Genomic DNA, 12,671 nt, shown 5'->3' on the forward strand with positions numbered 1-12,671 from the left:
GGTGAAATTGACAGCTTGACGCGCACAAGCTCGAGACCCTACGCGAAACCAGTTGACACGTCAGGAACGTTGAACAACACTATGCCCACGTCGCATCGCCATGGGGCGAAAAATCGTCGCAAATAGCGTAATTTTAATTACTTGTGCTACCGAAATGCACGACGTTCGCATGATGTTGCACGGGTAGTTCAGTGCGCCGTGTGCGCCTTTTCCACTCTAACGCCCGGCGGTATGCGCCTGGGTCCAAAACGTATGACCGAGGCACGGTCCTGCTGTCTTTCGATCTGCGTGGTCGTATTCGCGAAGATCAGTCGTTTCTGAAGTCTCGTATGCCGGACGTCGATCGCCTGAAGGGGCGATCAGCCCGTCGCCGAAGTGTGACATGTGGCAGGAGCCTGTATGCAGTGTTCAGTTCCTCTGTTCGATGCAGTGCCGTTGATCACCGTGTTCGTATGCGTCGTTCTGGGCCAGTTGCTCGGGCGCATCAGATTTGGACCGATTCAGCTCGGCGGCGTGTGCGGTGCGCTGCTCGTCGCGCTATTGGTCGGACAGACCGGCTGTATGGTCGAAGGCTCGCTCAAGGACTTCGCGTTCGCCCTGTTCATCTTTGCGATGGGCTTCTCGGCCGGGCCGCAATTCGTTGAAAACCTGAACCTGCGAGGCTTGCGCTTCGGCGTGCTGTCGATCATCGAAGTGGTCTTCGTGTTCGGCATCGTCATGCTCGCCGTGAATCTGCTCGGCCTCGATCCCGGCACGGCCGGCGGGCTCGCCGCCGGGGCGGCCACCGAATCCGCCATGGTGGGCACGGCCATCGAAGCGTTGAGCCGTCTGGGTCTCGACCCGGCGACGTTCAAGGCGCTGCAGGCCAACGTTGTCACCGCCTACACGCTGACTTATGTGTTCGGTCTGATCACCATCGTTCTGTTCACCAATCTTCTTGCGCCTCGCCTGCTGGGAATCGATCTCAAGGCGGACAGCGCGCGTCTGGCAAAGGAGATGGAGGACGAGAACGGTGAGGAGATCGGCGCACCTGCCGCGCCCGACCTGGTCGGTCGCAGCTATCGCGTGGCGCATCCGGGGCTCACGGTGGCGTCGCTCGAAGCCTCGCTGGACGCACGGGTTGCCATCGAGCGCGTGCGACGCGCCTCGGCAACCGTGCCTGTCGAGCAAGGCCTCGCGTTGCTGCCAAACGACGAAGTGCTGCTCGTCGGCCGACGCGATGCCATGCTCGATGCTCACGCGCTCGTCGGCCCGGAAGTCGCGGGCACCGAAACGGGCGACATCGTGCTCGTCGAGCGCGAATACATCCTGACGAATAAGGAAGCCGAAGGCCGTACCGTGAGCGATCTGCGACGCGAGGCGCCGGTCGAGCTGCGTCACGGCGTGTTCGTCAAATCCGTCAAACGCATGGGCATGCAGTTGCCATCGCTGAGCAAGATCGCACTGCAACGCGGTGACGTGATCACGCTGCAAGGTCTGCAGGGCGATGTCGAGCGGGCGGGTGCAGTCATGGGCAAGGCCGTGCCGCACGGCAACAAGACGAGCCTGATCTTCGTGGGCCTCGCGCTGATCGTCGGCCTGTGCATCGGGCATCTGTCCGTGCACGTCGGCGGCGCGCCCATGACGCTGGGCTCGGGCGGCGGTGCGCTGGTCTCGGGGCTCGCGAGCGGCTGGCTGCTCTCGCGCCGTCCGACGTGGGGCACGTTCCCGCCGGCGGCTTACGAACTGCTCAAGGACCTTGGACTTGCCGTCTTCGTCGTGTGCGTGGGCCTCTCCGCAGGCCCACAGGCAGCCGTGCTGCTGCGTGAGCATGGCATGGCGTTGCCGGTCGTGGGGATCTGTGTCTCGCTCGTCCCGGCGCTGGTATCGCTGTGGGTGGGTCATAAGTTACTGCGCATCGATGGCCCGATTCTGATCGGGGCGATCGCGGGTCAGCAGGCGAGCACGCCTGCGATCAGCGCAGTGGTGCAAACGGCGAACAGCGCATTGCCGGTCGTGGGGTACACGGTGACGTACGCCCTGTCGAACGTGCTCCTGCCGCTCATGGGACCGGCGGTCGTATTCGTCGCCCATCAGTTCTCGCGCTGATTTGCTTTTGAGTCGTCGCGTGCCGGCTCCCCCGCCGGTCGCTGCATTCTTCTTTTGACGGAGGTTCTGCCGTGGAACTGGTGCATACGATTCTCAACCATGTCCCGGAGGTCGCGATTTTTCTGTCGCTCGCTCTCGGATATGCCATCGGGGCGATCAAGTTCGGATCGTTCCAGTTAGGCGGTGTGGGCGGTTCGCTGCTCGTCGCCGTGGTCGTCTCGCAAATCGGTATTTCGGTCGATGCCGGTGTGAAGAGCATCATGTTCGCGCTGTTCATCTACGCAGTCGGCTACGAGAGCGGCCCGCAGTTCTTCAGCTCGCTCTCGCGCAAGACCCTGCGTGAAATCGGCATGGCGCTGTTTCTCGCGGCTTCCGGTCTCGTGACGGTGTTGGTCTGCGCGAAGATCTTCGGCTTCGACAAGGGGCTGGCAGCCGGTGTCGCCGGGGGCGGTCTCACGCAGTCGGCCATCATCGGTACCGCGGGTGACGCGATTTCCCGTCTGGGCCTGCCCGCAGACGAGGTCAAGCGTCTGCAATCCGAGGTGGCCATCGGCTACGCGGTGACGTACATCTTCGGCAGCCTCGGGGCGATCATCGTATGCGCGTCGCTCGTGCCCAAGCTCATGGGCCGCACGCTCAAGGACGACGCGAAGAAGGCCGAGCTCGAAATGGCCGGTGGCCGCGCGGTGCTCACGGCCGACCAGGTCGACTCGCTGCCCGCGCTCGTAGGCCGCGTTTATCGTGTGACGACCGGTGCAGGCAAGCGCGTGGTCGACATCGAGAAGCAACTGACCGATGGCGTGACCATCGAGCGTCTGCGTCGCAACGGCAAGATCATCATCGCCACGGACGATCTCGTGCTCGAAGCGGGCGACGACGTGATGCTCATCGGCCGCCGCGAAGCCGCGACCGAGGCGTGGCGCCTGCTTGGCGACGAACAGCGTCCGTCCGCCGACCTCGATATCGCGCTGCGCATGCAGGAAGTGGTTTTTGCCCGCAAAGGCGGCAACGGCAAGACGCTCGGCGAACTCAAGGCGGGTGTCACGCGCGACGTCAAGCACGGCGTGTACATCGCCAAGATCACGCGTATGGGTCAGCCGCTGCCGGTGCTCGACGACACCGTGGTGTATCACGGCGACGTCGTGACGCTGTACGGCGCGGACAGCGACGTGCAGCGGGCCGCGAAGGAAGCCGGTTACCCGGTGGCGTACTCGGTCAAGACCGACTACGTCTACATGGGCATCGGCATCGTGGTGGGTCTGCTGATCGGCTATATCGTGGTCAAGGTCGGCGGCATTCCGCTCACGCTGGGCAGCGGCGGCGGTGCGCTGCTCGCCGGTCTGGTCTTCGGATGGTTGCGCGGCAAGCATCCGACCTTCGGCGCGATGCCGCTCGCGGCAAGTTCGTTGCTCAAGGAACTGGGTCTTGCGACCTTCGTGACCTGCGTGGGGTTGTCCGCCGGCGCGCAGGCGTGGCAGACGCTCCAGCAAAGCGGCGTTTCGATCTTCGTGGCCGGCGTGATCGTCACCATCGTGCCGCTGCTGCTCACCTATCTCTTCGGGCGTTATGTGCTGCGTTACGACAACGTTGCCATTCTCGCCGGGGCCTTGTCCGGCTCGCGCAGCGCCAACCCGGCGTTCGGCGAAATTCTCGACAAGGCCGAGAGCAACGTGCCGACCGTGCCGTTCGCCATTACCTACGCCATTGCCAACGTGCTGCTCACGCTGCTCGGGCCGCTGGTGGTATCGCTCACATGAGCACGTCACCTGTCATGCAACGCATGTGAAGCATTCATTCCGATCCCCGTCATTGCCCCCGCAGGACGGCATCGACATTGGTTGTAAGTGGTTGTTCATGGAGAAATCGCTATGAAATCGAAGGAACTCGACGCACTCGCCAAACTCAGCCCGTTCGAATTCAAGGACACGCTGATCGAACTCGCTCAGGACAATGGCGCGCAGCGCTCGATGCTCAATGCCGGTCGGGGCAATCCGAACTTCCTCGCGCTCGAACCGCGTCACGGGTTCTTCCAGCTGGGCTTGTTCGCGTTGACCGAAGCCGAACGGCAGTTCACGTACATGCCGGAAGGGGTGGGCGGCATTCCGCCGGGCAAGGGCGTGGAAGCTCGCTGGCAGGACTACGCCCGTGAACATCACCACGAGCAGGGCGTGAAGTTCCTGGAAAAATCCATCTCGTACATTCGCGACCAGATGGGGCTGAATGTCGAGGACTTTCTCACGGAGATGGTGCACGGCATTCTCGGGTGTAACTACCCGGTGCCGGATCGCATGCTGCGTAACACGGAGAAGATCGCCGCCAAGTATCTTCGCCGCGAGATGGTCGGACGTCATCCGTTCGTGGGCAACTTCGACGTGTTTGCCGTCGAAGGCGGCACGGCGGCCATGACTTACCTGTTCAACACGCTCAAGACGAACCATCTGCTCCAAGCGGGGGATTCGATCGCGCTGGGCATGCCGATCTTCACGCCGTACATCGAGATTCCGGAGCTGGCCGACTATCAGCTTCACGAGGTGAATCTGAACGCGGATCCGGCGCTCGGGTGGCAGTACTCGAAGAAGGAGCTCGACAAACTGCTCGACCCGAAGATCAAGGCGTTCTTCCTCGTGAATCCGAGCAATCCGCCGTCGGTCAAGCTCGACGATGCATCGCTCGAACATCTTGCCGAGATCGCCAAGAAGCGCCCCGATCTGATCATTCTCACCGACGATGTCTACGGTACCTTCGCCGACGACTTCCGCTCGCTGTTCGCGATTGCGCCGTACAACACGATTCTCGTCTATTCGTATTCGAAGTACTTCGGTGCGACGGGCTGGCGTCTGGGCGCGATCGCCACGCATGAGAAGAACCTTTTCGACGACAAGATCGCCAAGCTTCCCAAGGCACAGCGCGAGGGGCTCAACGCGCGATATTCGTCGATTACGACGGAGCCGGAAAAGCTCAAGTTCATCGACCGTCTCGTGGCCGACAGCCGTGCCGTGGCGCTGAACCACACGGCGGGTCTGTCGACGCCGCAGCAGGTGCAGATGGCGCTCTTCTCGCTGTTCTGTCTCATGGACGAACCGGACGCCTACAAGCACGCCGTCAAGCGCATCATCCGCCGCCGCAAGGCCGCGATGTACCGTGCGGCAGGCATTTCGGAAGAGACCGGGCCGACCGCCGTCGATTACTACAACATCCTCGATCTCGAGGTGTTGGGCACGAAGATCTACGGCAAGGCGTTCGTGGACTGGTTCATGAAGACGATCGATCCGTCGGAGGTGCTGTTCCGTCTGGCCAAGGAAAGCGGCGTGGTGCTGCTGCCGGGCCGCGGCTTCGGTACCCTGCACCCGTCGGGTCGCGTCTCGCTGGCGAACCTCAACGAGCCGGATTACATCCAGATCGGCGACACCGTGCGCAAGCTCATGGACGAGTACAACGCCCGCTTCCTCGCCGGCGGCGGCAAGGGCGGGAAGAAGAAGTAAATGAGAAGAAGTAAATGAAGCGCTCAAGGAAGACATCGGGCGGGCAGGCGTGACGCGAACCAGGCGTCCGGCGTCGCCCGATGATCACGATGCGGCACGCCCGAAGACGGGCGTGGCGGCATCGGCAGGCCCCCCCTCGATCGCCCCTCCATGGCGGTCGAACATTGCCCGGGAATCCGCTTCCCGGGCTTTTTTTGTCTTGTGACTCCCAAAATAAAATGCCCGCACGCGGCGGGCAAAAATCACTACAGGGGAAGTCACGCGATATGAGTGGCAAACCGTCGAAAGAGTTCCCCATCTTTTTGCACGTTTCGTGACTGGCAGCGTGTCACCCGATGGACGTAAAATAGCCCCTTGTCGCTATAGCACCCCCTCATGTCGAAAGCGGCGCACGACGCCAGTGGACGGCAGCAGCGTGGGTGGGATTTTCGGGTGTCGAATGTCGGTAAAGCCGGTCGTGCGGAGTCGCCTCCTGCTGGCCGCGTGCCTGAGTGCCGGAATTCCGGTGGGCACGCACGCACAATCCTTGTTCGCGGATCCTAATCCGCCATGTTTCACTGAGCAGAACGCAGTGTCCTACGGGTTGTGGGACCGCGGGCTGGCACCTCAGTACTTTGAGCCGCCTCCACCTCCGCCTGCGCCCGCTGCATCGCAGGATCCGGACGCGTCGGCCGACCCCATCGCGCTGTTCGCCGGCAACGATCCGAATGCGGTCGCCGCAGCGGTCGATCGTGAGGCGGCGCAGCGGGCAGCGTTCCCCGATGCCGGTGCGGCGAATTCCGATGCCGCGCACGTCATGGCCGGTAGCGAAGCTGCGGCCGGCGCCACCGAGCTCGGCGTGGCTGCGCCCGACGGTCCGCCCCCACCGCCGACGTCGCCACCGCTGCCGGCGGCAGAGTTTGCCGTGGCGCCGGAACTGAGCGCCGACGGCACCGCCATATCCGCCGTCGATATCGACGCGCCAGCTTCCGCGGCCACGGCCTCGTCCGAACCGGCGCCCCCCGCCCCCGACATCGCCCCGCCCAATGCCTTCCTTGCGCGCGCGTCATGCTTGCGTGGCATGCCGCGTCGCGAGAGTCTGGCCGACCGCAATATCCGCATGCTGATGCGTCGTGGCCTGGCGGTGCGCGAGGAGCAGTTGCCGTTCGTCGCGACCCGGAGTCGCACGCCGGGCGAGGGGGCGATCGGCTTGCAGGTGCTCAACGAGCGCCCGTACCAGTTCAACGTCGGCATGAACAATAGCGGCATGACGACCACAGGCAAGATGCAGGGCACGGCCAACCTGCTGATGAACAATCCTCTCGGCATGTACGGCAAGTTCAATACGACGCTCAGTCAGGACCTTCAGAATGCACGCCGCGATGCGACCAACCGCGACCTCACGGCGAACTATTCGGTACCGCTCGACGCGGCATGGACCGTCGGCGTGACCGGCAAGACCAATGCCGCGACGGACCAGATCGCCGCCGGCACGACACAGACGCAGACGCTGCAGTGGCGCGTGCGTCGCGCGTTCGACGTGACGTCCAACGGCACCACGGGCGTGGAGCTGCGCTACAACCGCAGCCGTACCGAAGACCCGAATGCGCTGCACACCTACGACAGCTATGCCGAAGTCGGGTTGAGTCATACGCATTATCTGGGCACCTCGAAGCTCGACCTGTCGGTCATGCAGCGCCTGAACGCGCCATGGATGCCGGCGTCGAGCGGGCCGCCCGGATGGTCCTACCGCTTCCAGTCGATCGACGCGAAGCTCACCGTGCCGTTCTGACGGCATCCGTCACCTGACTGTGCAATCCCCCGGCGTGCGGACTCGCACGCCGATTGCGCACGCGCCGCGATCAGGACCCGACAGGCGAAAAAAAACCCGCCGGGTCGGCGGGTGAGGAAGCAGGCCTCCCACGGGGAAGTGAAAGCCTGGTCTCGCGAGGTGTTTGCGAGACCCGTGTAGTATCGTGATCCAAACGCCTGTTGGCTATGGGCCAAGTCCTAAAGTGCGTGTAAGACGCTTTCCAATTCCGTTTCCTAACCTTTCTGACGTTACCGGGACGATTGATGACCGAACCGACCGAAACCCCACCGGCGAGTGCCGCCCAGATTGCCGCCATGAAAGCGTTGCGCACGGCGCTTCTCGCCCAGCACAAGGTGTTGATCGACTATGACCGTCAGCAATACGAAGCGGTCTTCGGCCCGGTGCCGACGGGGCGTTTCGTGCAACTGATCACGGAAGACCCGTGGTTTCGCTGGCTCGATCCTGTATCGAGGCTGATCGTCGCGCTCGACGAGTGGCAGGAACAGTCGCCGCCGCTGGCCGACGCGGGGATCGCGCTTGCGGACGAAGCCGCGAAACTGTTCCGCCAGACGGCCGCGAGCGAAGGCGAGTTCCGTGAGCGATATTTGCTGGCGTTGCAGAAGTCGCCGGACGCCGGCTTCGGCCAGAGCCAGGTCATGGCGGCGCTGCGCGCGGTGCCCCAATCGCCCCCATCGCCACCCGACGACGCCTGAGCCTCCGGCGGCGTGAGAGGGCGCACGAAAGTCGCAAGGAGCCCGACGCGTCGGTAATCGACGCAGCGAGCCGTTGAGCAGGCAGGCGCCAGACCGTCAAGCCGAATATTTGTTCCGGCGCTGATCGTTTTTTGGGCAAGGCTCTTGACAGCCTGTGTTCACGGGGCGTTTGAGCGGGTGGCGTCAGGTTATCCAGTGGGTTATCCACAAAGGGTGTGGACAACTTTGGTCGGGATGGCGGGATTTCGATCATTCTGTCATCGTCGTCGGCGTTTCGTTGCCCGATGGAACGGGTCGCCCGTTTCGGCAGCAATACCGGAGCGCGAAGCGACGGCACGAGGTCACCGGGCGGGGGCTGGCTCGATGGAAATCGACCGGGGTGGCGCTATGGCGATGCGACCTGCGCTGCGACAATAGTGCGTTTCCCATTTTTCCTTTTTCCCCTTTTCCCTTCGTCGGACGCAGACTTTTGTCAGTCGTTTTCCGACACATCGTTGCCGCGTCCGATCGACATGACCACCACGCCCATCGTGCTGCTGGTGCTGATCTCAGCACTGATGCACGCCACCTGGAACGCATTCCTCCACGCAAGCCCCGATCGTCTCTGGCAAGTCGGCATGATGGCAGTGCCGCAGTTGCTCGCGGCGCTCGTCGGCATTGCATTGTTGCCTTTGCCACCCATGCCGGTGTGGCCGCTCATCCTGTTGTCTGCGTGCGCGCAGGTCGCCTACACGGCAGCGCTCATTCGTGCGTATCGCGTGGGGGAGTTCGGGCAGATCTATCCCATCGCCCGAGGTATCTCGCCGCTCCTCATCTCCGGGGCGGCGCTGCTCCTCGCGGGAGAGACGCCCCGGTGGATGGCAGTGCTGGGCATCGCCTGCATCTGTGCGGGCATTCTGTCGCTGGCGTTGCGCGGACGGCGCCTCTCGGGCGACAGCGTGCCGGCCGCGTTGCTGACCGGTGTGTTCATTGCGGCCTACACGATTGTCGACGGCTTTGGGGTGCGCATGTCGAACGGCAACGGTTTTGCCTACATTGCGTGGGCCTATCTGTTCGCGAGCGTGCCGCTCGTCGGCGCGGTGTGGCGGTGGCGCGGCGGGTGGCGTGGCATGTTTCTCGCGCCGCGTCGGCGGGTCGCCGAGGCGCTGGGCGCGGGTGTCGTTGCGCCGTGCGCTTACGGGATGGTGGTGTTCGCGCTGCAATACCTGCCGATGGGCGTGGTGTCGGCGCTGCGCGAATCGAGCGCAATTTTTGCAGTGCTGCTGGGCTGGATGTTCCTGAGGGAAAAACTCAACGCCCGCCGACTCATCGCATGCTGCCTGGTGGTCGGGGGCGCTGTGCTCATCAAACTAGGCGCGTAGCACCCGTGGGCTCACGCGCGAGGCCACAGTTCCGCGCGATGGGCGGTGATAGCCGCCACGACGATTTCACGCATGCCGTGCCCATCGGTGGTCTCGAGATGTTCGAGAATCGTCATGCGCATGCGCGGCGCCCAGAAGCGACGCAGGTGACCTGCGATGTTCTCGAGCGCTTCGCTGCGGTCGGGCATCGTCTCGAAGAAATCCCCGATCTGATTGGCCATCTTGACCAGATTGTCGGTGTCCATGATTTGTCTTGTCCCCTGTGATCCCTTGTTGATTCCCGTTGATCTCTGTTGATCCGGAACGATCGCTGCGAGGCCTGCGCCTCGCGCGTCGATTCCCTCAGACGAGCGCGACCTAACTCGCGCTCGCCTCCGTCGCATTGTGAGCGTGTCCGAGGAACGCCTCTTGCTGACGGTTGAAGTCCGAGTACTGCCGCTGCCACTCCGACGGTTGCGCCACCGGCGTGACCTGCACGGCCGTTACCTTGTATTCGGGACAGTTCGTGGCCCAGTCCGAATTGTCGGTCGTGATCACGTTCGCCCCCGATTCCGGGAAGTGGAACGTGGTGTACACCACGCCCGGCTGCATGCGGTCGCTGATGAGCGCGCGTAGCACGGTCTCGCCCGCGCGGCTCTGAATGCCGACCCAGTCGCCGTCCTTGATGCCACGTTCCTCGGCATCGTGCGCGTGGAGTTCGAGCCGGTCTTCGCTGTGCCAGTGGTTGTTGTCCGTGCGACGCGTCTGTGCCCCTACGTTGTACTGCGACAGAATCCGCCCGGTCGTGAGAATGAGCGGGAAGCGGCGCGTGACCTTTTCGTCCGTGGGGACGTATTGCGTGATGAGGAACTTGCCCTTGCCGCGCACGAATTCGTCGATGTGCATGACCGGGGTGCCTTCCGGTGCGTCATCGTTACACGGCCACTGCACGCTGCCCATGCGGTCCAGCTTCTCGTAGCTCACGCCCCTGAAAGTCGGCGTGAGGCGTGCGATCTCGTCCATGATTTCCGACGGGTGCGAGTAGTTCATCTCGTAGCCCAAACGCTTGGCGAGCTGGATCGTCACTTCCCAGTCGGCATAACCGGCGCGCGGCGGCATGACCTGACGCACGCGCGAGATACGACGCTCGGCGTTGGTAAAGGTGCCGTCCTTTTCGAGGAACGACGAACCCGGCAGCAGCACGTGCGCGTATTTCGCGGTTTCGTTCAGGAAGATGTCCTGCACCACGATGCACTCCATCTGCTCCAGCGCATGCGTGACGTGTTGCGTGTTCGGGTCGGACTGGACGATGTCTTCGCCCTGGCAGTACAGGCCCATGAAGGTGCCGGCAAGCGCCGCGTCGAACATGTTCGGAATGCGCAGGCCCGGTTCGGGTTGCAACTCGACGCCCCATTCGGCTTCGAACAGTGCGCGCGCACTGGCGTCCGACACGTGCCGATAACCCGGCAGTTCGTGCGGGAAGGCCCCCATGTCGCACGAACCCTGCACGTTGTTCTGACCGCGCAGCGGGTTCACGCCCACGCCTTCGCGGCCCACGTTGCCAGTGGCCATGGCGAGGTTGGCGATGCCGATCACCGTCGTCGAGCCCTGTGCGTGTTCCGTCACGCCCAGGCCGTAGTAGATCGCGGCGTTGCCGCCCGTGGCATACAGGCGCGCTGCGCCGCGCACGAGATGCGCCGGCACGCCGGTGTGCGCTTCGGTCGCTTCGGGCGAGTTCTCCGCACGCGCGATGAAGTCGCGCCATTGCTGGAAGGCACGGTCTTCGCAACGCTCGGCGATGAAATCGTCTGCCATCAGGCCTTCGGTGACGATCACATGCGCCAGCGCATTGATCATGGCAACGTTGGTGCCCGGGCGCAGTTGCAGGTGATAGTCGGCATGGATGTGCGGGCTCTTCACCAGATCGATGCGGCGCGGGTCGATCACGATGAGCTTGGCACCCTGACGCAGACGCTTCTTCATGCGCGAGCCGAATACCGGGTGACCGTCGGTCGGGTTCGCGCCCATCACGAGGATCACGTCCGACTGCTCGACCGACTTGAATGTCTGCGTGCCGGCCGATTCGCCGAGCGTCGCCTTCAGGCCGTAGCCGGTCGGCGAGTGGCACACGCGGGCGCAGGTGTCCACGTTGTTGTTGCCGAACGCCGCGCGCACCAGCTTTTGCACGAGGTAGTCTTCTTCGTTGGTGCAACGCGACGACACGAGGCCGCCGATGGAGTCACGTCCGTATTTGGCCTGAATGCGCTTGAATTCCGACGCGGCGTAATCGAGCGCTTCGTCCCACGACACTTCCTGCCACGGATCGGTGATCTTCTTGCGGATCTTCGGCGTGAGGATACGGTCCTTGTGCGTGGCGTATCCCCAGGCGAAGCGGCCCTTCACGCAGGCGTGGCCTTCGTTGGCCTGCCCGTCCTTGTGCGGGACCATGCGTACGACTTCGTTGCCCTTCATCTCCGCCTTGAAGGAGCAGCCCACGCCGCAATAGGCGCACGTGGTGATCTTGGCGTGCTCGGCCTGACCGAGATGGATCACCGACTTCTCTTGCAGCGTTGCGGTCGGGCAGGCGGCCACACAGGCGCCGCACGACACGCACTCCGAATCCATGAACGGCTGATCCTGGCCCGGCGAGACGCGGGCTTCGAAGCCGCGACCCGAGATCGTCAGCGCGAACGTGCCCTGCGTTTCCTCGCAGGCGCGCACGCACCGGTTGCAGACGATGCACTTCGAGGCGTCGTAGGTGAAGTACGGATTCGACTCGTCCTTCTCGCTGTCGAAGTGGTTCGCGCCATCGAAGCCGTAACGCACTTCGCGCAGGCCCGTGACACCGGCCATGTCCTGCAATTCGCAGTCGCCGTTCGCCGCGCACGTCAGGCAGTCCAGCGGGTGATCGGAGATGTACAGCTCCATCACGCCCTTGCGCAGTTCCTGCAGCTTCGGCGATTGCGTGCGGACCTTCATGCCGGGCTCGACCGGCGTGGTGCACGATGCCGGAAAGCCGCGACGGCCTTCGATTTCCACCAGACACAGGCGGCAAGAGCCGAACGGCTCCAGCGAGTCGGTCGCGCACAGCTTGGGCACGTTCACGCCGCCCTCGGAGGCCGCACGCATGATCGACGTGCCCGCAGGCACGGTGATCTGCTCGCCATCGATCTCCAGCGTGACTTCCTTGGTCGACTCGCGGCGCGGGGTGCCGTAGTCCTTTTCAAACATCGGGTCCATCATGATCGGGGCTCTC

8 protein-coding genes are annotated in these 12,671 nt (G+C 63.6%); 6 read left to right on the forward strand and 2 right to left on the reverse strand.

The window, feature by feature from the left end; all coding sequences use genetic code 11:
- Positions 1-399 precede the first annotated feature (399 nt).
- The 6 genes from aspT (PCA31118_RS24800) to PCA31118_RS24825 all read left to right on the forward strand — a co-directional run bounded on the left by aspT (PCA31118_RS24800) (position 400) and on the right by PCA31118_RS24825 (position 9,436).
- Entirely contained in the window at positions 400-2,088 is a 1,689-nt protein-coding gene (gene aspT / locus PCA31118_RS24800; RefSeq protein WP_150627623.1) for an aspartate-alanine antiporter, read from the forward strand.
- Positions 2,089-2,159: 71 nt separating this feature from the next.
- Positions 2,160-3,845, forward strand: a complete 1,686-nt coding sequence (gene aspT, locus PCA31118_RS24805) for an aspartate-alanine antiporter (protein ID WP_150627624.1) — start codon at positions 2,160-2,162, stop codon at positions 3,843-3,845.
- A 111-nt stretch (positions 3,846-3,956) separates the two neighbouring features.
- On the forward strand, positions 3,957-5,570 hold the full coding sequence (locus PCA31118_RS24810) for a bifunctional aspartate transaminase/aspartate 4-decarboxylase (RefSeq protein ID WP_150627625.1): 1,614 nt from the start codon (positions 3,957-3,959) through the stop codon (positions 5,568-5,570).
- 571 nt (positions 5,571-6,141) lie between these two features.
- Complete coding sequence (locus PCA31118_RS24815) at positions 6,142-7,341, forward strand: ShlB/FhaC/HecB family hemolysin secretion/activation protein (protein ID WP_150627626.1); 1,200 nt, start codon at positions 6,142-6,144, stop codon at positions 7,339-7,341.
- Positions 7,342-7,625: 284 nt separating this feature from the next.
- Complete coding sequence (locus PCA31118_RS24820; protein ID WP_150627627.1) at positions 7,626-8,075, forward strand: hypothetical protein; 450 nt, start codon at positions 7,626-7,628, stop codon at positions 8,073-8,075.
- A gap of 512 nt (positions 8,076-8,587) precedes the next feature.
- Positions 8,588-9,436 carry an EamA family transporter gene (locus PCA31118_RS24825; RefSeq protein ID WP_150627628.1) on the forward strand — a complete coding sequence of 283 codons (849 nt, stop codon included), beginning with the start codon at positions 8,588-8,590 and terminating at the stop codon, positions 9,434-9,436.
- 11 nt (positions 9,437-9,447) lie between these two features.
- Here the strand turns inward: PCA31118_RS24825 and PCA31118_RS24830 are convergent, their stop codons facing one another.
- Together PCA31118_RS24830 and fdhF are read right to left on the reverse strand one after the other, a co-directional pair.
- Complete coding sequence (locus PCA31118_RS24830) at positions 9,448-9,681, reverse strand: formate dehydrogenase subunit delta (protein ID WP_044455077.1); 234 nt, start codon at positions 9,679-9,681, stop codon at positions 9,448-9,450.
- 112 nt (positions 9,682-9,793) lie between these two features.
- Positions 9,794-12,658: a formate dehydrogenase subunit alpha gene (gene fdhF / locus PCA31118_RS24835; protein WP_150627629.1), complete on the reverse strand. Its 2,865-nt coding sequence runs from the start codon at positions 12,656-12,658 to the stop codon at positions 9,794-9,796.
- Positions 12,659-12,671: the final 13 nt, after the last annotated feature.

This window comes from Pandoraea captiosa (assembly GCF_902459775.1).
Taxonomy (GTDB): domain Bacteria; phylum Pseudomonadota; class Gammaproteobacteria; order Burkholderiales; family Burkholderiaceae; genus Pandoraea; species Pandoraea captiosa.

Coding starts and splice junctions, on each gene's coding strand:
- PCA31118_RS24820 (WP_150627627.1), top strand. CDS start 7,626: ATGACCGAACCGACCGAAACCCCACCGGCGAGTGCCGCCCAGATTGCC.
- PCA31118_RS24810 (WP_150627625.1), top strand. CDS start 3,957: ATGAAATCGAAGGAACTCGACGCACTCGCCAAACTCAGCCCGTTCGAA.
- fdhF (WP_150627629.1), bottom strand. CDS start 12,658: ATGATGGACCCGATGTTTGAAAAGGACTACGGCACCCCGCGCCGCGAG.
- PCA31118_RS24825 (WP_150627628.1), top strand. CDS start 8,588: ATGACCACCACGCCCATCGTGCTGCTGGTGCTGATCTCAGCACTGATG.
- aspT (WP_150627623.1), top strand. CDS start 400: ATGCAGTGTTCAGTTCCTCTGTTCGATGCAGTGCCGTTGATCACCGTG.
- PCA31118_RS24830 (WP_044455077.1), bottom strand. CDS start 9,681: ATGGACACCGACAATCTGGTCAAGATGGCCAATCAGATCGGGGATTTC.